Here is a 21,045-nt window from a genome sequence, read left to right as displayed (position 1 = left end):
ATTAAAGTGATTCAATCTTTTTGGCGAATAAAGGAAGATACTTTTTATTGGCCAGCAGCATCTCTTTGACTAACGCCACGCCCGAAGTGTCGCTTGAGCATAATGGGTTGAAAATAAAGCCAGAAATAAGCGCTTGATAATCGCCGGTGGCGGCGGCTTTGACGATCAGCGCTTCATAGTCTTTCATCATGGAAACAATCCCTTTCGCAGGAGATGGGATCTCACCAGTACAAATTGGAATCGGACCATTACGGGTAATCACACAGTTCACTTCAACTACCGCCTCTTCCGGTAAATTAGTGATAGCACCGCCGTTACGAACGTTGACGGTTTGAATGCTCTTATCGTCGAGGTAAATAGCGCGAATAACGTTCAGCGCGGCGGTGGAATAAAGCGCACCGCCGCGGGCTTCCAGCTCTTTAGGCTTATCCTGAAGCGTAACGTCGCTGTATTTTTTAAACAGTTCGGCTTCGATATTTTTGACGATCTCACCCCGTGATTGCTCGGCTGCTTCCTGCTCGGCCAGCATTTCAGTCGTCTTGAGGTAGTATTTTAAATAGGAAGAGGGGATCAGATTGGTGGCGGCCAGCAGCTCTTTATTAAACTGCTCATTGCTGATGTTTTTAAAGCTCAATGCATCGACGTCAGCGGCGTTGATTATCTCGATGGTTTCACGGGTACGGTCGACGCCGTTATGCAAAATTTTGGTAATAAAGTTCATATGGTTGGAGCCTTTGAACTCGACGTATAAATCCTCTACGTTGGCATTCAGCAGCCCGGCCACCTGATGGGTCATATTGACAGGACCATTGCACAGGCCGATGACCCGATTGTTGTGGCTGTATTTGAGTACCGCTTCTGTCACCATGGAAGCTGGATTGGTGAAGTTAATCAGCCAGGCGTTTGGACAAATCGCCTTCATTTCATTCGCTATTTCAATGATGACCGGAATGGTGCGCAGAGCTTTGAACATCCCGCCCGCGCCGTTGGTTTCCTGGCCAATAAAACCGTATGACTTCGGCAGTTTTTCATCAACGATTCGGGCATCGATACCACCGACGCGCAGTTGAGTCACCACGAAGTCGGCACCCAGCAGCGCTGTTTTGCGGTCAAAAGTTTGGATGACATCAATTGGTAAATTTGCTTTGGCAAGCATTCTTTTGGTGAGATCGAAAATGATGTTCATTTTCTCTTTACCCATTTCAACGTCGACAAAAGCGATGTGAGAGATGGGAAGCTGGTGGTAGTTTTTAATTACACCTTCAATCAGTTCTGGCGTATAACTGCTACCCGCACCTATCACCACGAGTTTTAGTTTTTTCATTAGTCCTCTACTTTTGAATTAAATTTCAACGACACTTTTCTGACATTGGATAAATGGAAAAGCATAATATCTACGATGGCTATCTGGATCGGATAGCTTATATTTTCGAAAGCAGTATCTTTAATAATGGCGTTTTTGTAGATCAAGACCGCATCGGCCTTAAGCGCCAGCGTAGAGTTTTCCCGGCTGGTAATCGCGGCCACCTTGATGCCGTTTTTTCTGGCATTAAAAATTATCTCTTCCAGCATTTCTGACTCACCGCTGTTGGAAACAATCAGCATACAATCGTTAGCGGTCAGAAAGCGGCTGCGGACATTACAGTTGGTGTAGTCTGTTTCATTGAGGATATTAAAGCCCAGCACCATCAGATTATAGCTAACATAGTTCGCCACGCTATCTGATGTACCGTATCCCCAGGTGATAATCGTATTGCAGTCGGACAAAAAATCACAAAAGACTTTGACTTTATTCTCAGACACTCTGGTTAAAGCATCCTGCATTTCTTGTATATATTCGCTAACAAACGCGTTATGGTGCTGCGAGTTTTGCGATCTGGAGAATACGTCCCGAATGTTGACCTTAAACTCCTGGAAATTATTAAAGCCTAATTTCTTTACCAACTTAGAAATAGATGGCGCGGTAGTATAAACGCGATCTGCCAGTTCATGAATTTTCATTTTATAAACATCAGCAGGGTTCTCCTGACAGAATTTATAAACTCGCAGTTCATTATTGGTTAAATTTTTTCGCATGGAGCGCACCTTTTATTATGTGGCACTTACGCCACATTGGCTCTCGAGGGGATATTAGCAAGGGAAAAGCGGAAATAGATTTTATGATTTAGAAATTAATTTCTGCGATCTGAGTTATAAATTTCCATATGGAGGCTTCCCATTCCGTTGAGAAGTATGGCGTAACCAGAAGGCCGGATGGCAACGGAGATCGTGCTCCTGAGAAAGTGCCGGATAACGGTGTAAACACCTTATCCGGCCCACAACGGAGCGTAGGCCCGGTAAGCGTAGCGCCACCGGGCATTTTTTTACTCTTCTTCTGCCTGGGCTTTCTTCGCCAGGCCATCCAGCAGTTTTTGATGGATGCCACCAAACCCGCCGTTACTCATCACCAGGATGTGATCGCCAGGCTGTGCAGTTTTTACCACCATATCTGCCAGCGCATCCACATCGCCGCTCCAGTGCGCAGGCTGAACGCAGGCTTCAGCGACTTCTGCTACCTGCCACGGAATATGCGGGGGTTGCAGCAGGAACACTTCGTCCGCACGCCCTAACGACGGCGCCAGGTCATCTTTGCACAGGCCCATTTTCATGGTGTTCGAGCGTGGTTCCAGCACCGCGATGATGCGCGCCGTGCCACCTACTTTACCGCGCAGCGCCGCAAGCGTTGCCAGAATGGCCGTTGGGTGATGGGCGAAATCGTCATACACCGTCACGCCATTGGCTTCGCCGCGCAGCTCAAGACGACGACGAGCGTTGATGAACGAGCCCAGCGCATTGGCTGCATCCGCAGGCACGACGCCAACATGGCGCGCGGCAGCAATCGCCATCAGACCGTTGTGCATGTTGTGCTCGCCTACCAGGTCCCACTTCACCACGCCAACATTTTCACCGTCCAGCCACACTTCCCATTCGGATGCATCAGTGGTCAGCTTTTTCGCCTGCCAGTGACCTTGTTCACCAACCAGCTCTTGTTCGCTCCAGCAGCCCATCGCCATCGTCTGTTTCAGATTGATGTCGTTTTCCGGGTAGATAATGCGTCCCTGGCCCGGCACGATACGCACCAGGTGGTGGAACTGTTTCTGGATCGCTTTCAGATCGTCAAAGATATCAGCGTGATCGAACTCAAGGTTGTTGAGGATCAGCGTACGCGGGCAGTAATGTACGAATTTAGAACGCTTATCGAAGAAGGCGCAATCGTACTCATCCGCTTCAATAACGAAGAAGTCGCTCTCACCCAGGCGCGCGGAAACCTCAAAGTTACCCGGTACTCCGCCGATCACAAAGCCAGGCTTATAGCCGCAGGCTTCGAGGATCCAGGTCGCCATTCCGGCGGTGGTGGTTTTGCCGTGCGTCCCCGCAACCGCCAGTACCCAACGATCGCGCAGTACAAAGTCATGCAGCCACTGCGGGCCGGACATGTACGGAATGTTCTTTTCCAGCACCGCTTCCACACACGGATTACCCCGGGTCATGGCATTGCCAATGATCACCAGGTCCGGCTGCGGATCGAGCTGGCTGGCATCGTAACCCTGAATCAGATCAATGCCTTGCTTCTCAAGTAAGGTACTCATCGGCGGATACACATTGGCGTCCGAACCGGTTACTTCATGACCGAGTGAGCGCGCCAGCATCGCCAGACCGCCCATAAAAGTGCCACAAATTCCCAAAATATGAATGCGCATACGTCACTATCCTTTTTTAATCTGGGGGCCATTTTACGCACATGTCCGGCAAGTGAGAAACGCATTTCAGGATATTCCGTAGTTTGCTGGCGCGATTCACCTAAGCGCGGCAATAGAAATATTTGTTAATATTGTTGCGGTCGCTTTACTCCACATAAATTGCAGGGAAAGTGTTATGAAAACGTTAGGTGAATTTATTGTCGAAAAGCAGCACGAGTTTTCTCATGCTACCGGTGAACTCACTGCTTTGTTGTCGGCAATAAAGCTGGGCGCCAAGATCATCCACCGCGATATCAACAAGGCCGGTCTGGTCGATATCCTGGGTGCCAGCGGTGCTGAGAACGTGCAGGGAGAGGTTCAGCAAAAACTCGATCTGTTCGCGAACGAAAAACTGAAAGCTGCACTGAAGGCGCGCGACATTGTGGCGGGCATTGCCTCGGAAGAAGAAGATGAAATCGTCGTCTTTGAAGGCTGTGAACACGCAAAATATGTTGTGCTGATGGATCCTCTGGATGGCTCATCCAACATCGATGTTAACGTCTCTGTCGGTACGATTTTCTCTATTTATCGCCGCGTAACCCCAGTCGGCACGCCGGTCACGGAAGAGGATTTCCTGCAACCAGGCAACAAGCAGGTTGCTGCGGGCTACGTTGTTTATGGTTCTTCCACCATGCTGGTGTATACCACCGGCTGTGGCGTACACGCCTTCACCTACGATCCTTCTCTGGGCGTATTCTGCCTCAGCCAGGAACGTATGCGCTTCCCGGCGAAAGGCAGCACGTACTCCATTAACGAAGGCAACTATATTAAATTCCCGAACGGCGTGAAGAAGTACATTAAATTCTGCCAGGAAGAAGATAAGTCAACTCAGCGCCCGTACACCTCGCGCTACATTGGCTCTCTGGTTGCGGATTTCCATCGTAATCTGCTCAAAGGCGGGATCTACCTGTACCCAAGCACAGCCAGCCACCCGCAAGGGAAGCTGCGTCTGCTGTACGAATGCAATCCGATGGCCTTCCTGGCCGAGCAGGCGGGCGGCAAAGCGAGCGATGGTAAAGATCGCATTCTGGATATCACCCCGGAAAGCCTGCACCAGCGTCGCTCCTTCTTCGTAGGTAACGACCATATGGTTGAAGATGTAGAACGCTTTATCCGCGAATTCCCGGACGCGTAATACGCTTTGCCGGATGAGACGTGTTAACGCCATCATCCGGCAAATTTATCCCCTACGCCGTTTGTACTTTAAACGCCGCCATTGCTTCGAGCAGCGCATGTGACTGCTCTTCCAGCGAGCGGGTAGCCGCTGAAGATTGCTGTACCAGCGCCGCATTTTGCTGCGCCGTTTCATCCATCTGAATCACCGCGATATTCACCTGCTCAATGCCGCGACTCTGTTCCTGCGACGCGCTGGCAATTTCACGCATCAGTTTGGTCATGCGCATCACTTCATTGGCAATCTCATCCATGGTTTCGCCCGCCTGCTGCGCCAGCTCGCTGCCTTCTCCCACGTGGGTGTGTGAATCGCTGATTAACGTGCGGATCTCTTTTGCCGCCTCGGCGCTGCGGCTGGCCAGATTACGCACTTCACCCGCAACGACCGCAAAGCCCCGCCCTTGCTCACCGGCACGCGCCGCTTCAACAGAAGCATTGAGCGCCAGGATATTGGTCTGGAAAGCAATACCGTCGATTACGCTGAGGATGTCGGCGATTCGGCTGGAACTGCCGGAAATATCGCGCATTTTCTCAATCACATAGCACACCATCTCACTGCCGCGATCGGCGGTATCCGACACTGATTTTGCCAACTGGTGTGCCTGTTCCGCGTTTTGCGCATTCTGTTTCACGGTCGCCGTGAGTTCTTCCATACTGGCGGCGGTCTGCTCCAGCGAAGTGGCTGTCGATTCAGTACGTTGTGCCAGATGCTGGTTCCCGGCCGTCAGCTCACGGCTACCAATATCAATTTGCAAACTAGCATCACGGACACGCTGTACCGAGTCGCCCAGCGCATGGCGCATTTCATCCATTGCCGCGTTCAGACGGTTGAATTCGGCGCTGGCCGACAGCGCGGTAACCGGCGACAAATCCCCCGTCGCCAGGCGTTCCAGTTGCTCAACCATATTATCCAGCGGCTTGAGAAACTTATTTCGCAGCATGAACCAAATCACCGCCAGCAATGCGAGGGCAGCCAACATCGAGGCACTCATAATACCGTGGTAAATCAACGAAGTAATGATACGGGTAGAGGCATACAGCCCCATACCGCCGGTCAGCAACAGAAGGAACGTCAGCAGAGACAATAACACCAACAAACTTGATCGAATTGAAAGGGATTTTGGCATCGTTATATTTCCGGTTGTAGGGTTAAAACAGACCTGTACAGAACCTATCGACTACAACCGGAAAAAGTTTAGGTATTTAAATGTTTAGTGAAAAATCAGGATGTTACTTTGGTATTGCCGCCGTCCCCACTCTGGTTACTGGCGAGCTTTGACGATTTTCCCAAAGTACCGTCAGGCCGCGCTGTAAGGCAATAAAAATAAACAATAAAATGCCAATCGCGATCTTCGTCCACCAGGAACTTAATGTGCCATCAAAATTAATGTAGGTCTGGATCAACCCCTGAATGGCGACACCAAACAACGTTCCTAACACCGTACCGACCCCGCCGCTCAACAGGGTTCCGCCAATCACGACTGAGGCAATCGCATCCAGCTCAACGCCGACGCCCGCCAGCGCATAACCCGCCTGGGTGTAAATTGAAAAGACAATGCCAGCAAGCGTCGCAAGCCCGGTCGACAGCATATAGATACGGATGGTCGTGCTGCGGGTTGAGATCCCCATCAGGTTGGCAGAGGTGGCGTTGCCGCCAATCGCGTAAACCTGATTACCAAAGCGCGTACGGTGCGCCAGGAATATGCCAATGACGACTACCGCCAGCATCAGCAATCCCATTGCACTCAGGCGACCGCCGCCGGGAATTTTCCATGCCAGGCTTGAGAGCATGTCATAAACCGGATGGTTAATTGGGATCGACTCTTCAGACACCAGATAGCTGACGCCGCGCAGGAAGAACATTCCCGCCAGGGTAATAATGAATGCCGGGATCTTCAGTGCATCAATCAGTAACCCCATAAACGCGCCAAACGCGCAGCCCATCAGCAGAATCAGGGGAAACGCCAACAGCGGAGATATACCCCAGTAGCCAATGGCCTTCGCCAGAAATACGCCGGTAAACGCGATCACCGAGCCAACGGACAGGTCGATCCCGCCAGAGAGAATCACGAAGGTCATGCCCACGGCGATGATGCCCAGAAAAGCGTTATCGGTCAGGATATTGCAGATAACTCTGGTTGAAGCAAAAGCCGGAAACTGTGTCAGGCAGTAGAGGTAACCTAGCACAAACACGCCGAGGGTGATCATCAGCGGTAAATTACGTTTTATCATGACCACGCACTCCTTTTATCAGGCTGATAAAGCGTTGTGATTGCACGACCAGCACACACAACACCACCACGGCTTTGACCACTTGATTTAGTTCTGGCGGGAAGCCCGACAGTAAAATCCCGGTGTTCATGCCCTGAATAATCAATGCCCCGACCACCGACAGCAGCAGATTAAAGCGCCCGCCCATCAGCGAGCCGCCGCCGATAACTACCGCCAGGATGGCATCCAGTTCCAGCCACAATCCGGCGTTATTGGCATCTGCCCCGCGGATATCCGCCGTGACGATAATGCCGGCGATAGCCGCACACAGACCGCTCAGCACATAGGTGAGCATCACGATAATGCGCGTGTTCACCCCGGCGTTTTTTGCCGCACGAATGTTGATGCCTACCGCTTCAATAAACATCCCCAGCGCCGTTTTACGCGTCAGTAGCCAGAACACCACCAGCGTTAGCAGTGCAATGATCACTGGCGTGGGGAACAGTAAGAGCGAGCCGCTGCCAAACCACGACAGTTCGGGCGAGTTGAAGGTGACGATCTGCCCGGAGGTGATAAGCTGCGCCACTCCGCGTCCGGCCACCATCAGGATTAGCGTGGCAACGAACGGTTGGATCTTGAGGATTGCCACCAAAATCCCGTTCCATAACCCTGCCAAAATGCCGGAGCCTAAGGCGGCAAGCAGCACCACCGGCAAACTGTGCCCGGCCACCGTCATCGCCGCGGTGGTGGCTCCGGCAATGGCCATGACGGCGCCTACGGAAAGGTCGATGCCGCCGGTGGCAATCACCAGCGTCATGCCAATCGCTAACAGCGCCACGGGGGCGGCACGGTTGAGAATATCAATCGGGCTACCGAACAGCCGACCATCTTGCAAAATCACCTGATAAAAGTGCGGCGCGACCAGGCTATCCACCAGCAGCACCAGCAGTAGCGCCACCAGTTGTGGCATGCCTTTTGGCCAGCGGAATCGCCGTTGCGGCGGAGTGGATTGAGGGAGAGATTGAGGCATCACCATAGTCTCCTTAGGCCGCAATGGCGTTCATAATCGCCGGCACGGACAGTTCAGCCAGCGGGATCTCGGCCACCTGTTTGCGATCGCGCATAATAATGACCCGATCGGCATAGCCCACTAACTCTTCCAGTTCGGATGAAATCACCAGCAGCGCCAGACCATCCGCGCACAGCGTTTCGATCAGGCGGATGATCTCGGCATGCGCGCCGACGTCGATCCCACGCGTGGGTTCATCGAGGATCAGGAACTGCGGTTTGGTCAGTAACCAGCGCGAGAGCAATACTTTTTGCTGATTGCCGCCGGAGAGGAATTCGATCGGCTGTTCAGCGTTGGGGGTGCGAATTCCGAGCTGGCGGATAAAACGCTCGGCAATCTCATTTTGTTCTTTCCGCGGAATAGGCCGCAGCCAGCCACGCTGCGCCTGTAATGCCAGAATGATGTTTTCACGCACCGAGGCGGCGGCGATAATGCCATCCGTTTTGCGATCCTCCGGACAGAAGCCGATCCCCAGACACGAAGCCTGATGCGGCGATCGCAAGGTCTGCGCTTTGCCTTTGATCAGCGCACTGCCGCTGTCGGCGGGTTTAATACCGAAGATTACCTCCGCCGTTTCCGTTCGCCCGGATCCCAGCAGTCCAGCGAGACCGACGATCTCACCAGGACGCACCTGAAGATCAAACGGCGCGATGGTGCCTTTCTTGCCAAAGTCGCTAAAGGCCGCCACTGGTTTATCACTCAGCAACGTACGGCCCGCACGCTGTAGCGCATGGGTATCCAGTTCGCGACCCAGCATCATTTTGACCAGTTCGATCTGTGGCAGCTCGCGGGTTTCACGGCAGCCAACGAAGCCGCCGTTACGCAGGACGGTAATGCGATCGCTGACCTGATAGACCTGATCGAGGAAGTGGGTAACGAAGATCAGACTGACGCCCCGATCGCGCAGATGCCGCATCAGGCCGAACAGCATTTCTACTTCCTGGGTATCAAGACTGGCGGTGGGCTCATCGAGGATCAGCACTTTCGCGGAGAGATCGATCGCCCGACAGATAGCGACGATCTGCTGCATCGCCACGGAAAAGCGGTTCAGCGGCTCGCGCACGTCGAGGGAAAAACCGTATGACGCCATCAACTCCGTCGCGCGTTTTTCCATCTGCTTGCGCAGCAGCAGGCCAAAACGCCGCGGTTCACGGCCAATAAACAAGTTATCCGCTACCGACATATTGGGCAGCAGATTCACTTCCTGATACACGGTACCGATCCCCAACTGCTGGGCATGGGCGGTATTTTTGGGGGAGATAGGCTGGCCTTCGAGCCAGATCGTGCCGCGATCGGCATGGTAAACGCCGGTCAGCGCTTTGATCAGCGTCGATTTACCGGCTCCGTTTTCTCCCAGCAGCGCCATAATCTCACCGCGACGCAAGCTGAAATCCACGTTATCCAGCGCTTTGACGCCGGGAAAGAATTTGCTTAATCCTTCGGTGCGGAGGATTTCCTGATGGGGGTCGGTGGTCATGGCATTCCTCCGGTACGAAATCACGGCCTTTTCGTAGGCCTGATAAGCGCAACGCCATCAGGCCTACGGAAGACCGGCAGCAAAACTAGTAGCCCATGTTTTTCTTCTTCTCTAACTCTTCTTTCGCGGTATCCGGCAGATAGAGGATCGACTTGGTAATGGTCAGCTTTTCAGGCATCGTGCCGTCTTTTTTGAATTTCTCCAGCGCGTCGAATGCCGGGCCTGCCATATTCGGCGTCAGCTCGACGCTGGCGTTGGCTTCACCGTCAATCATTGCTTTGTAGATATCCGGTACGCCGTCGATGGAACCGGTCAGAATATCTTTGCCGGGTTTCAGGCCCGCTTCTTTAATCGCCTGGATCGCCCCGATCACCATGTCATCGTTATGGGCGTAAACCATGCAGATGTTCTTGCCATTGTTTTCCGCTTTGATAAAGCTCTCCATCACTTCTTTCCCTTTACTGCGGGTGAAGTCGCCGGACTGTGAGCGGATAATCTTAATGTTTGGCGCGTTGGCGATGGCTTCAGCAAACCCTTTTTTACGATCGATGGCCACGCTGGCCCCGACGGTCCCTTGCAGCTCAACGACGTTACACGGCTTGCCGTTCACCTGTTTAATCAACCAGTCGCCGATCAATTTACCTTCCAGCACGTTGTCGGCGGTGACCGTGGTCATATAGAGAGATTTGTCTTTTACATCGATGGAACGATCGAGCAAAAAGACCGGAATGTCGGCATCTTTAGCTTCTTTTAAAACCGGTTCCCAACCCGTTGCCACGACCGGCGCAATAAAGATGGCGTCAACGCCCTGCGCAACAAATGAGCGAACTGCTTTAATCTGGTTTTCCTGCTTTTGCTGGCCGTCAGCGATTTTCAGCGTAATACCACGCTTTTCAGCCTCGCTTTTCGCAACGTTGGTTTCTGCGGCGCGCCAGCCGGATTCAGAGCCAACTTGCGAAAATCCTACGGTTAAAGGGGCTGCCATTGCCATAGACGACATGGCTGCCGAAACTGCTGTGACTAAAAGTAAGCGCTTCCACATAAGTGCGTCCTCGTAGGGTGATTATTGTTGGTTAATAAACCGTCGCGAAAAAACTATAGACAATTGAGCATGTAACGAATTGCGTTACATCACACTTCAAAAAAGTAAATAAAACGTTAATCACAACTTTGTAATCGCTTTCATCCCGCTATGAAAAATGCGGCTGAAGATATGGATTTTTCTGTCACGAGAGAGGGGTAAAAAGAAGAAAATGAGCGCAGAGAAAGCGAAAACAAGCGGAGACATTCAGCGCGAGTTGGCTATAATACCCGCCACTTGTTTGCCATAGCTTATTTAAAGGAAACAGACATGAGCTTACTCAACGTCCCTGCCGGTAAAGATCTGCCGGAAGATATCTACGTTGTTATCGAGATCCCTGCCAACGCAGATCCGATCAAATACGAAGTTGACAAAGAGAGCGGCGCCCTGTTCGTTGACCGCTTCATGTCCACCGCGATGTTCTATCCGTGCAACTACGGTTACATCAACCACACCCTGTCTCTGGACGGTGACCCGGTAGACGTTCTTGTCCCGACTCCGTACCCGCTGGAGCCAGGTTCAGTGATCCGCTGCCGTCCGGTTGGCGTGCTGAAAATGACTGACGAATCCGGTGAAGATGCGAAACTGGTTGCGGTTCCGCACACTAAGCTGAGCAAAGAATACGATCACATCAAAGATGTGACCGACCTGCCGGAACTGCTGAAAGCACAGATCACCCACTTCTTCGAACACTACAAAGATCTCGAAGCGGGCAAATGGGTGAAAGTTGACGGTTGGGACAACGCTGAAGCCGCTAAAGCTGAAATCGTTGCTTCTTTCGAGCGCGCGAAGAAGTAAGTTCGCGTTAGCTTAAAACCCTGAACGCCAGTCTCTGGTTAGTAAGGGTTTTTAAATTTCTACGTTCTACCACCTCTCCCCTTCGCTGTTTTCTTTTTGACCTACCAGAATGGGTAGTCACATTTCATTTATCTTAATTGCGAATGATATTAGATCTCATTATCATTCTCAGCATGTAAATAAATGTGAATAAAAGTCAATGAACCTCCACAATGTGAAGTCCCTGAAACGCTATTCCTGCGTGGCACTCGCCACAGCGCTGTTATTTACCAGCCTGTCCAGCGTGGCGCAGACGCTACCTGAGAAAGATTTTCTGACCCGCGATGTCGGTAACGGCGTGTATGAGCTGGCGGTTGATAGCCAGCAGAATGCACTTTTTGTCGCCTCGTCGCCGTCGTTTGATAAAGATAAAACCAGCGGGCTTATCTACAAACTCGATCTGGAGAAACTCACGACGACTGAAGTCATCGACACCAGTCGTCGTGCCTTTGCCACCGCGCTGGATGAAGAAAACCAGGTGCTGTATGTCGGCAACACGCTGGAAGGTTCAGTAACGCTAGTCGATACCCGCAGCGGTAAAGAGCTGGCGATACTGCAACTGAGCGAAGCCAAAAACCCGAAAGATATTGTTCATACGCGTGAAATGGTGCTCGATAAACAGCACCACCGTCTGTACGTTTCCGGCGTGGCTGAAAAGGGCATAGTCTGGGTGGTGGACACACAAAAGCGCGAGAAAATCGCCACCCTCGAGAACATGGGCCAGTACCCGACCGGCATGGCCGTGGATGCAAATAAGAACCGCCTGTATGTTGTGAATGGCCGAAACGAACTTATTACGCTGGATACCACCAACCATCAAATTATTAATCGCTTTACCATTGAGCCAGATAAAAAACATTTTTTCCTGAATATTGCCCTGGATGCAAAAAATAACCGTGCATTCCTGACCGATCCGGATTTAGCGGACGTACTGGTTGTTGATATTAATACCGGTAAGGTTATTGCACCAATTAAGGTTATTAACTCGCTGGCAGTGATATATAACGAAAAACGCCAGGAAGTTTATATCACCCACCGTAATGCTAAACGCATCAGCATTGTGAACAGCAAGACCTACCAGGTAAAACAAAGCATTGAAACCAATGCCTTACCTAACAGCTTGGCGCTCTCGGCTGATGCTAACACCTTGTACGTCAGCGTCAAACAGTCGGAAAAAATGACAGGTGTGAAGCCCGACTACGTGCTGAAAATCGATCTCTCTAAATATTAATAATTAAAAAACTATCTGCACCTTGCAGCTTTTTTGAGCTGCAAGGTGATGTTTTTATTTTTTACTTTTCAGGTGTCTATATTATGAAAATGCGTCAACTTATTACGCTGACAGGGATCGTTGCATTCTCAGGCGGTGTTATTTTCCCCACCCAGGCAGAAGAACTCACCGAGACCTCACACACTAGCGAAGATGAAATGGTGATCACCGCATCCGGATTCTCGCAGCAAAAACGCGAAGCGCCGGCCACTATTTCAGTTATTGATCGTAACACGCTGGATATTCAGCCGGACCGTAGCATCGGTGAAGCCATTAAAAACCTTCCCGGCGTCTCGGTCACCAACAGCAGCGGCATGAACGCCGGTAGCATTATGATCCGCGGCATGGACCCGTCCTATACCGCTTTTATGGTCAACAGCGTCAAACAAAATACCGGTGAATCTCGCCCTTACGGACATGATATTGGTACTGAAGCCAACTTCTTACCGCCAATGGAGGCCATTGAGCGTATCGAAGTTATCCGTGGGCCGATGTCCTCGCTGTACGGCTCAGACGCCATCGGCGGTGTGGTTAACGTCATTACCAAAAAACCGTACGGCGCAAAAGAGTGGACCACGGCAATTGCTGCCAATACCTGGCTGCAGGAACACCAGTATTTAGGTAATACCAGCCAGATGAATTTGTTTACCATGGGGCCGATTGTGCCCGATGTTCTCGGCCTTAGCGTGGCGGCCGACTGGCTTGACCGTCGCGATGACGATCGCAATAACTATTTTGGCAAACACAATCGTAAATCCGTTGATATGACATTGGGCCTGGCCGCCAGCGAGAATAACCTGTTCGATCTCAACGTGGTCACCGGTGAGCAGGAAAAAAACCGTACCCAGAAACGCGGTGCGCCGTGGTCATGGCTGTTCGATCGTAACGCCGCCACCCTGACGCATACCGGCTGGTATGCAGACGACACCATCGCGACGACCAACTACATAAACTATGAAAAAGGCCGTTCGAAGTACGTTTATGACGGACAGTCCCCGCAGTATGTGCAGATGGAGAACTACGTCGCCAATTCGCAAACCACTTTCACGCTCGACACCCATAAACTGACCGTTGGGGCGAATTTCACGCGCGAAGAGCTGAATGACCGCTTTGATGTGGCCAACAAAACGCTGCCCGGATCTGACCCGGTGACCAAAATCAGCCGTAACGGTTGGGCATTGTTTGCTGAAGACGGCTGGAGCATTGGCGATTTCATCCTAACCACGTCAGCGAGGATGGACCAGGATGACAATTTTGGCACACATATTACGCCGAAAATGTACGGTAACTGGGCCTTTAGCAATGACTGGGCGCTGAAAGGCGGCGTTTCCGCAGGCTATAAAAAACCGGAGCTGCGCGCGACGTCCAGCAACTTCGTAACCCCTTACGGCTCAACCGTACCTTATCCCTTCCTCACCGTTGGTAACGACGACCTGAAACCTGAACAAAGCGTTAACTCTGAACTGGGCCTCTACTGGACGGGAGATGCGCTATCGCTCGACAGCACCGTCTTCTATACGCAGTTCAAAGACAAAATTGCTGAACAAACTATTTGTGAAACCACGTCGACGAACCAGTGCTCCGTCAACGGCTACAACGCGGATTCCGTCAGTAAATACTTCAACGTCAGCGAGGCGGATGTATACGGTATAGAACTGAATGCCGACTGGCAGATTACCGCCGATGTAAAAGCCAACGCTAACTACACCTGGAACCACAGCGAACAAAAAAGCGGCGTTAACAAAGGCTACGCGCTAAACGATTATCCGCGCCATATGGCGAATCTGTCGCTGAACTGGGCGGCAACGCAAAGCCTGGACGTATGGAGTACGGTGAATTATCGCAGCAGTAACCGCAACAGCGGCAATAACTATAAATACGATGACTACACGATGGTGGACGTAGGCGTACGTTATCAGCTCAATAAGCACACGCAACTGATGGCTGGGGTCTACAACGTGTTGGATGAAGATCCGAAACTGACAACCGCGTGGAACGAATCCGCACAGGTGGAAGGACGCCGCTATAACCTCGGCGCGCGCGTGGAGTTTTGAATCCAGAATAAAACAACGCCACCCGAGGGTGGCGTGTTCATATCAGTACTGGTCTCGGTCTAACCAGTTACCGCTTTCAATCAGCGTTAAGCCATCAACCGGACGTTGGTACACGTACATCCATGCACTTCCGTACGGCGTTTGAATTAACTGGCGTGCGTATTCACCGCCACGGGTACGCAGAGCGTCAAGCTCTGCCAGCGTGGCGTTATCAATACGATAAACTTCCCCGTGTACTGTTCCCTCTCCTGGAACGGCGCCTGGATAGTGGCCCAGGCTATACAACTGGTAGTTGTCGATACTGAAATTTCCCAGCAACAGGGCATTGGTCATCCAGTGGCTGTTGCCTTGTTTGGTTCGTAAACTGCCGTAGACAAATATTCGCATTGCTAAAACTCGAACTGATAGAGCAAATCAAGTGCCTGATCTACGCCAGACACTGCTTCCAGATATAGCTTAGGCATCAGACGATAACGTAGCGTGAGTGTCGCTAAGGAGTCAAATATACCCACACCATATTTCACCTGCAGACCTGGCAGTACGTATCCGCTGACAACCACCTGAGATGAATCACCCACCCCTTGTGTGTCCAGTGCCAGATTGCTTACGCCAAATGTCTCCCCGATTTTACCCACAACCTGACCACTTTGTGCAACCCCCAGACCAATAAGCATTGAAGTCATTGCCGCGCTGTCGCTCTGTTCGCTATCCAGTCCTTGTCCGCGTAGCAGGTAGGACAGCGCCATTTGCTGCGACATCGCCGGGTCGGAGAAGATTTCCGCCTTCGGTTCATCGGCAGTGCCCGTGACGCGAACCCCGGCGATCACGTCGTCTTCGGTGGCTTCCGGGTTACGAATTGCTTCGATGTTGAGTAACGGCTGATCAGGCGGACCGGAGAACAACAGCTCGCCCTTACGCACAATCAGATCCTGACCATAGGCATGGAAACGTCCGCTCGGAATATTAATTTGTCCGTTCAGCCCCAGCCCCTGCTTATCCTGCACCACTTTCAGATCGCCCGTCAGACGCGCTTTTAGACCAAAGGCGTCAATACGCACGTTGTTACCGACGTGGATGTTCAGGTTGCTGTTGATCGGAATACCTGCTGTCTGCGGTTTCTCCGGTTGCAGATTGTTGTTAAGCATGACCATATCGCTGGAAACCCCTACCGCGCTCTCCGGCAGGTCGTGTACCACGATACGCGCCCACGGCACATCCACGTTGCCATCAAGGGTAAACAGGCTCGGCGTGGCTTCAAAGACCACGTCCGGCGATACGTCCAGGCGGACCATCGGCGGCACGGTAATACGAACCCTGCTGCCTTTAGCCGCAACGCGCGCCCGCCAGTTGTCTATCTGACTCCAGTCGGCATCGCCGCTCAGGTTAATTTCGCCCTGCTGCGTACGTACCACGCCCGCCAGCGTTGAGCGTGTTCCGGTGAAGTTAACGGCTAACTGGCTTGGCTGCATGTCAAACGGCATAAAGTTGCCGTCGATATCCAGACCGCTCAGCTGCAACTGTCCGAGCAGCTGCGGGCTTTGCACATCGCCGCCCAGACGTAGGTTGGCGTTGATCACCCCAGCCGCTTTTTCACCGCGCGAGAAAATGGGGTTCACCATCGCCAGATTGAAGTTGCGGATGTTGACGTTGCCGCCGAGACTGCGGCGTCCTTGCGGATCCGTCACCTGCACCTGGCCGTCAAACTGCCCGTTGTTGGTCAGGCGAATCAGCCAGCCCAGCTCGGCACGGTTATTGTGCAGGTCGGCGGTCAGATTCAGCGTTTCAAACGCCACAGGGAGCGGCGCATCGTTCACGCTTTGCGTGACCTTCACATTACGTCCGCTCAGCGTAACCTGCCCCTGCGGCAGCCCCTCTTTGGTGGTGTCCCAGCTCACATCTGCTTTGCCAGTGAAAACACCGCTGGCCTGGGTTGTATCCGGCATAAACGGTTTTAGCATCGCCAGGTCAAAGCGGTTAAGGTTCACCACCGCGCGTCCTTGTGCACCGGCATCAATGGTTTGCGGTACGCACAGTTCCGCATTCGGGTTGTTCCAGCAGTGCGGCCCAATGCTGATTTTCTGTTCCTGATTGCGATAATCCAGCGCGACAGGGCGGTTAAGGGACCACGGACCGACCGGCGTCTGGAAGCGGGTATCGCTTAACGCACCTTTCCAGCGCTGCTCTTGGCGATCAAAGCTACCTGCCAGGGAGAGCTGCCCGGAGACCGGTTCCCCCTGAATGCGCAGCTGCAGCTCATGCTGCTTTTCGCTACCTTTGGCATTGAGCGTCACCAGGCCAATATTCACGTCAGGCTGTACAATCCGCTCTACGCGAACGTTGAGATTACCAGCGATTTGCTCTGCCGATTTCACGTCGCCTTCGACGCGCACCTGAGCGACGGACAGCTCCTGCCAGCGCAGACCCCGTGCGGTGATATCCGCCAGCAGCTGTGGCGCTTCAACCGTACCGCGAACTTTTACCAGCCCTTTCGCCGTACCGCCCAGTCCCGGCAGCGCGTTATCCAGGCTCGGGGCATCAATCGTCGCGTCGAGATTGAGGTCTTTGACCCCCAGTTCCCCTTTCACATCCGCGCTGTTGCGTCCCAGTTCCAGATGCAGGCCCGGGATCGTCCACTGCAGGTAGCTGTTACCCTTCAGCGAACCGTGTACATTAACCTTGTTCTGCTTCACGTTGCCGGTCAGCTTCAGCTCGGGCACCTCCATCTGCCAGCTTCCGCCGTACAGACTGCCGCGAGTTTTCACCAGGCCATTCAGTTTTGATGGCCACTCCGGGATCGCTTTCGCCGTGTTGATGCCATCCAGCGTTAGCTCCCCGCGCCAGCTGATCGCCTGCTGCCAGTCCACCAGCGCTTTCAGCTCAGTTTTCCCTTCCAGCGCCGCAACGCTGAGTTTGTCGAGATTGATCTGCTGTTCGTTGCCTTTGGCGTCCAGCGTGATGGTAGCCGGAGGAATATCCTGCCCTTTCACAGCGGTACGCATCGACAGCGTATAGTCGGTCATCTTACCGGTCAGTTTGAGCTTGATGTCATCAGCCTGGAACTGCTTGTCGCCAGTAAACGGCCAGTAAACCTGCTTACTCACCACCTCAAGGTTGAGCGGCAATCCGGCTTCCTCCAGACGCGCCTGCGCCCGCAGATCCATATCCACCGGACCAGACAGATTTACGCCGACTTCCAGCTGTTCACGCAGCGCGCCGCCGACCTTCAGCTTCACCTTTTCGCCTTTTAACGGGTCGACGTTGAGCGTGCTGTTTAACGTAATATCGACCGGCCACGTGTCGGTCAGTTGCGCCGTGCCGCTGGCTTTTACCGTCCCCTGATTCGAGTCGATATCCAGTGCATCGAGTTTCATGTTGCCGTCAATGCTGCTCACTTTCAGCAGCATGTTATGTACCGTTAAATCCGTATCCCCGGTCACGCGCAGCTGCTCGCCGCGAAACGCTTCAATGTTGAGATTGAGCGGCAGATGGACATCGGTCATTTCCGGCAGCACCGGCTTTGAGAACAGATCTTTTAGCGTTTCGCCGAGCGGTTTTTCATCCGGTTGCGGATTTTGAATCTTCGGTTCGACAACCTCTTCCTGCGCCACTTCCGCCACTTTAGGCAGGGCAATCAGCAGCCCCTGTAATGACGTTGGCTTCAGGGTTAGCGTTTTTTCCTGCCAGTTCAGGCCGGAGGTAAATTCCAGCACCGAAACCGTGGTGTCATCGATTTTGATATTGATGTTGTTCAGCGCCACGCGCGAAAGCGTGATTGGGTAAGGTGTGGAAAGGTTAAGCGGACCGCTCTCTTCCTCTTCAACCGGCGCTGATGGCGGCATCTTTTTGCTGTCGATCGCCACGTTGATATTTTTCAGCGACAGATCGTTGACGCACAGGCTGCTGTCCCACAGGCAGTTAAGCCCCACGGCCAGATGCACTTCGCCAGCATTCACCGCCACGCCAGGTTGGTCATAACGAATATTTTTGAGCGATAAATCCCGCCAGCCGCCGGTGACCTGACCAATCTCCAGCCCCGGAACCCAACGATTCGCCGCTTTGAAGATCAGATGCAGGCCCGAGGTGGTGCCGACGAGGAACGCCACCGTGCCTAACAACAGCAGGATAAAAATCAGCACGCCGAGGCTTATCTTCTTCCATAAACTCATAATTCAGGCCCCAGACCGATGTAAAACTGTAAACCATGTTCATCTTTGTCGCCCACAGGGACAGCAAAGTCGAGCTTGATGGGTCCCACTGGCGATTGCCAGCGTACGCCGACCCCGGCACCGGTTTTGAAATCGCTTCTGCGGATATCGCTGACCGCTTCGCCGCTATCGACAAACATCGCGCCCCACCATTTTCCGGTCACGTTGTACTGATATTCCAACGAGCCGGTCGCCAGCTTCGAGGCCCCTTTCAACTTGCCGTCGCTGCCTTCAGGCGAAATAGATTTGTATTTGTAGCCGCGAATGCTGCGATCGCCCCCGGCGAAGAAACGCAGATCCGGCGGTACTTTGTCGAAGTCCCCGGTTTCGATCCAGCCGAGGTTGCCGCGCATCACAAAGCGATGACGATCGTACAACGTGCGGATCCAGACGTTTTGCGCCTGGAAGACGGAGAAATCAACGTCTGAGCCCCAGGCCGTGTTGGAGTAATCGATGGAATAACGTTGGGAGTCGCCCCAGACTGGCATCAGACCGCCGCGCGAGCGCGTCCGGCTGATCATCACGCCCGGATAGAGCAGCATGGTGGTGTTAGTGACGTTACCCTGGGTAAAGTGATCGAGGCTCCAGCGCAGGTTGATCGCGCGCTGCCAGCCGCTGGAGAGATCCCAGTAGCGGGAAACCGCAAGCGTAGTGGAGTCCTGCTCGGTATCGTTTAAATCGGTACGCTTAAAGCCCCCCTGCACCAGGTAATACTGCTCCAGCGGGTTCTTTAATAGCGGCATTTTATAACTGAAATCAAGAACCTGCTCTGGCGCAGAGATGCTGGCGCTGGTGGTCAGGCTGTGGCCATAGGAGTTCATCCACGGCTTTTTCCACGAGGTCTTCACCCGTGGACCGACGTCAGTTGAGTAACCGACCCCGGTTTCGATGGTATTTTCAGTTCGCGGCGACACCACGCCTTTCAGCGGCAGCACTTTGGTTTCACGGGCTTTATCAAATTCCGGTGCGACGACCACGGAATTAAACCATCCGGTCGCCGACAGACGACGGTTCAGTTCGCCCAGATCTTTCGACTCGTACTCTTCACCCTCTTTAAAGGGCACCAGATTTTGCAGGTACTCATCGCGAATTTGCGAGCCTTCAAAAGTGACATGCCCAAAGCGATAGCGTTCACCGCTGTTGTAATCGATATCCCAGAATGCCTGGCGGCGTTCGAGCGCTATCCCAAGCTGGCTTTTATTAAATTCACTGTCGAAATAGCCTTTGCGCAGCGCTACGCTGGTGAGTGATTTTTTGAAGTTATCATAGTCCCCCTGATTCAGCACGGTGCCGATTGCCGGTCGCGTTTTCAGCAGATCCAGGTAATCTTTATCCGTACGTGCGCCACCGCGCAGAATCACTTCGGTGCCGCCAATCAGCACCGGCTCACCAGGGGTCACTTTGGCAATCAACACCTGGCGTCCTTTCGCCGGCGGCGGACGCAGCTCAAAATCAATGGTGGGCTCAAAGTAGCCCAGCGCTTTTAGCCCTTCGCGGATGGCATCATCAACGCGCGCACGAAAGCGTCGGTCTGGAGTGACTTCATCACTTTGAATCGTGGATAGCTGCGCACGGACGTTTTTCTCCAGCGGTCCTGATAATCCTTCGACCTGTAAGCGAACATTCGCTGCGGCGGCGGAGCCACTTAAGCACAGTAATCCCACCCAACATAACTGACGGATATGTGGCACATTTTCTCCTGAATATCCTTTTTTCCCACCCCTGGAAAAAAATACTATGCCGTTCCTCGGCTTAACAAAAAATCAACAATAAGAGTTGAAAAACAGACGACAACCCAAATATTTCTTATGTTTAACTCTAGACGTATTCACGCCGTTTATTGTGGGCAAAGACGCGTCTCGTTACAACCTTAACCCAAATGACTGATT

The 21,045-nt window shown here is 52.7% G+C and carries 15 protein-coding genes; 4 read left to right on the top strand and 11 right to left on the bottom strand.

Features of this window, described 5'->3' with window-relative positions; genetic code table 11:
- Position 1 precedes the first annotated feature (1 nt).
- The 3 genes from HV229_RS02630 to mpl all read right to left on the bottom strand — a co-directional run bounded on the left by HV229_RS02630 (position 2) and on the right by mpl (position 3,740).
- On the bottom strand, positions 2-1,324 hold the full coding sequence (locus tag HV229_RS02630) for a 6-phospho-beta-glucosidase (protein WP_115191066.1): 1,323 nt from the start codon (positions 1,322-1,324) through the stop codon (positions 2-4).
- Complete coding sequence (locus tag HV229_RS02625) at positions 1,324-2,076, bottom strand: MurR/RpiR family transcriptional regulator (RefSeq protein WP_016151461.1); 753 nt, start codon at positions 2,074-2,076, stop codon at positions 1,324-1,326. The genes HV229_RS02630 and HV229_RS02625 overlap by 1 nt, the downstream gene beginning before the upstream one ends.
- A 287-nt stretch (positions 2,077-2,363) precedes the next feature.
- A complete protein-coding gene (gene mpl / locus HV229_RS02620) occupies positions 2,364-3,740 on the bottom strand; it encodes a UDP-N-acetylmuramate:L-alanyl-gamma-D-glutamyl-meso-diaminopimelate ligase (RefSeq protein ID WP_181546842.1) in 1,377 nt (458 codons plus the stop codon).
- 175 nt (positions 3,741-3,915) lie between these two features.
- Between mpl and fbp the strand changes: the two genes are divergently transcribed.
- A complete protein-coding gene (gene fbp / locus HV229_RS02615) occupies positions 3,916-4,914 on the top strand; it encodes a class 1 fructose-bisphosphatase (protein ID WP_016151459.1) in 999 nt (332 codons plus the stop codon).
- Between the two features lie 52 nt (positions 4,915-4,966).
- On the opposite strand, the gene HV229_RS02610 is transcribed toward fbp, so the two are convergent.
- The 5 genes from HV229_RS02610 to ytfQ all read right to left on the bottom strand — a co-directional run bounded on the left by HV229_RS02610 (position 4,967) and on the right by ytfQ (position 10,751).
- Positions 4,967-6,079 carry a methyl-accepting chemotaxis protein gene (locus HV229_RS02610; RefSeq protein WP_016155535.1) on the bottom strand — a complete coding sequence of 371 codons (1,113 nt, stop codon included), beginning with the start codon at positions 6,077-6,079 and terminating at the stop codon, positions 4,967-4,969.
- 103 nt (positions 6,080-6,182) lie between these two features.
- Positions 6,183-7,184 carry a galactofuranose ABC transporter, permease protein YjfF gene (gene yjfF, locus HV229_RS02605; RefSeq protein WP_131351718.1) on the bottom strand — a complete coding sequence of 334 codons (1,002 nt, stop codon included), beginning with the start codon at positions 7,182-7,184 and terminating at the stop codon, positions 6,183-6,185.
- On the bottom strand, positions 7,171-8,193 hold the full coding sequence (ytfT, locus tag HV229_RS02600; RefSeq protein WP_016155534.1) for a galactofuranose ABC transporter, ATP-binding protein YtfT: 1,023 nt from the start codon (positions 8,191-8,193) through the stop codon (positions 7,171-7,173). The genes yjfF and ytfT overlap by 14 nt, the downstream gene beginning before the upstream one ends.
- Positions 8,194-8,206: 13 nt before the next feature.
- The gene (gene ytfR, locus HV229_RS02595; protein ID WP_046275826.1) at positions 8,207-9,709 is read right to left on the bottom strand and encodes a galactofuranose ABC transporter, ATP-binding protein YtfR; all 1,503 of its coding nucleotides are present in this window, start codon (positions 9,707-9,709) and stop codon (positions 8,207-8,209) included.
- Positions 9,710-9,794: 85 nt separating this feature from the next.
- Positions 9,795-10,751, bottom strand: coding sequence for a galactofuranose ABC transporter substrate-binding protein YtfQ (ytfQ, locus tag HV229_RS02590; RefSeq protein WP_016151454.1), 957 nt, complete (start codon positions 10,749-10,751; stop codon positions 9,795-9,797).
- A gap of 309 nt (positions 10,752-11,060) precedes the next feature.
- Between ytfQ and ppa the strand changes: the two genes are divergently transcribed.
- The 3 genes from ppa (at position 11,061) to HV229_RS02575 (ending at position 14,951) form a co-directional block, all read left to right on the top strand.
- Positions 11,061-11,588, top strand: coding sequence for an inorganic diphosphatase (gene ppa, locus HV229_RS02585; RefSeq protein WP_003025726.1), 528 nt, complete (start codon positions 11,061-11,063; stop codon positions 11,586-11,588).
- A 199-nt stretch (positions 11,589-11,787) separates the two neighbouring features.
- Positions 11,788-12,858: a YncE family protein gene (locus HV229_RS02580; RefSeq protein ID WP_131405536.1), complete on the top strand. Its 1,071-nt coding sequence runs from the start codon at positions 11,788-11,790 to the stop codon at positions 12,856-12,858.
- Between the two features lie 83 nt (positions 12,859-12,941).
- Positions 12,942-14,951 (top strand): TonB-dependent receptor, encoded by a 2,010-nt coding sequence (locus tag HV229_RS02575; RefSeq protein ID WP_181546840.1) that lies wholly within the window; start codon positions 12,942-12,944, stop codon positions 14,949-14,951.
- A 42-nt stretch (positions 14,952-14,993) separates the two neighbouring features.
- Here the strand turns inward: HV229_RS02575 and HV229_RS02570 are convergent, their stop codons facing one another.
- Genes HV229_RS02570 through tamA form a run of 3 tightly spaced genes read right to left on the bottom strand, consistent with a single transcriptional unit; the run spans position 14,994 to position 20,847 of the window.
- A complete protein-coding gene (locus HV229_RS02570; RefSeq protein ID WP_016151451.1) occupies positions 14,994-15,338 on the bottom strand; it encodes a gamma-glutamylcyclotransferase in 345 nt (114 codons plus the stop codon).
- Between the two features lie 2 nt (positions 15,339-15,340).
- Positions 15,341-19,117 carry an autotransporter assembly complex protein TamB gene (tamB, locus tag HV229_RS02565; protein ID WP_181546838.1) on the bottom strand — a complete coding sequence of 1,259 codons (3,777 nt, stop codon included), beginning with the start codon at positions 19,115-19,117 and terminating at the stop codon, positions 15,341-15,343.
- Positions 19,114-20,847: an autotransporter assembly complex protein TamA gene (gene tamA / locus HV229_RS02560; RefSeq protein ID WP_016155528.1), complete on the bottom strand. Its 1,734-nt coding sequence runs from the start codon at positions 20,845-20,847 to the stop codon at positions 19,114-19,116. Before tamA ends, tamB begins: the two co-directional genes overlap by 4 nt.
- Between the last annotated feature and the right edge of the window lie 198 nt (positions 20,848-21,045).

Source organism: Citrobacter sp. RHBSTW-00524, assembly GCF_013747755.1.
Classification (GTDB): domain Bacteria; phylum Pseudomonadota; class Gammaproteobacteria; order Enterobacterales; family Enterobacteriaceae; genus Citrobacter; species Citrobacter braakii.
The sequence above is the reverse complement of the archived record's forward strand: the minus strand, read 5'-3'. Positions and strand labels throughout refer to the sequence as shown.

Excerpts from the sequence above, each read along its gene's own strand:
- HV229_RS02625 (WP_016151461.1), bottom strand. The coding sequence starts at position 2,076 with ATGCGAAAAAATTTAACCAATAATGAACTGCGAGTTTATAAATTCTGT.
- HV229_RS02575 (WP_181546840.1), top strand. The coding sequence starts at position 12,942 with ATGAAAATGCGTCAACTTATTACGCTGACAGGGATCGTTGCATTCTCA.
- ppa (WP_003025726.1), top strand. The coding sequence starts at position 11,061 with ATGAGCTTACTCAACGTCCCTGCCGGTAAAGATCTGCCGGAAGATATC.
- HV229_RS02570 (WP_016151451.1), bottom strand. The coding sequence starts at position 15,338 with ATGCGAATATTTGTCTACGGCAGTTTACGAACCAAACAAGGCAACAGC.
- ytfR (WP_046275826.1), bottom strand. The coding sequence starts at position 9,709 with ATGACCACCGACCCCCATCAGGAAATCCTCCGCACCGAAGGATTAAGC.
- ytfT (WP_016155534.1), bottom strand. The coding sequence starts at position 8,193 with ATGCCTCAATCTCTCCCTCAATCCACTCCGCCGCAACGGCGATTCCGC.
- HV229_RS02610 (WP_016155535.1), bottom strand. The coding sequence starts at position 6,079 with ATGCCAAAATCCCTTTCAATTCGATCAAGTTTGTTGGTGTTATTGTCT.
- ytfQ (WP_016151454.1), bottom strand. The coding sequence starts at position 10,751 with ATGTGGAAGCGCTTACTTTTAGTCACAGCAGTTTCGGCAGCCATGTCG.
- mpl (WP_181546842.1), bottom strand. The coding sequence starts at position 3,740 with ATGCGCATTCATATTTTGGGAATTTGTGGCACTTTTATGGGCGGTCTG.
- fbp (WP_016151459.1), top strand. The coding sequence starts at position 3,916 with ATGAAAACGTTAGGTGAATTTATTGTCGAAAAGCAGCACGAGTTTTCT.
- HV229_RS02580 (WP_131405536.1), top strand. The coding sequence starts at position 11,788 with ATGAACCTCCACAATGTGAAGTCCCTGAAACGCTATTCCTGCGTGGCA.
- yjfF (WP_131351718.1), bottom strand. The coding sequence starts at position 7,184 with ATGATAAAACGTAATTTACCGCTGATGATCACCCTCGGCGTGTTTGTG.
- HV229_RS02630 (WP_115191066.1), bottom strand. The coding sequence starts at position 1,324 with ATGAAAAAACTAAAACTCGTGGTGATAGGTGCGGGTAGCAGTTATACG.
- tamB (WP_181546838.1), bottom strand. The coding sequence starts at position 19,117 with ATGAGTTTATGGAAGAAGATAAGCCTCGGCGTGCTGATTTTTATCCTG.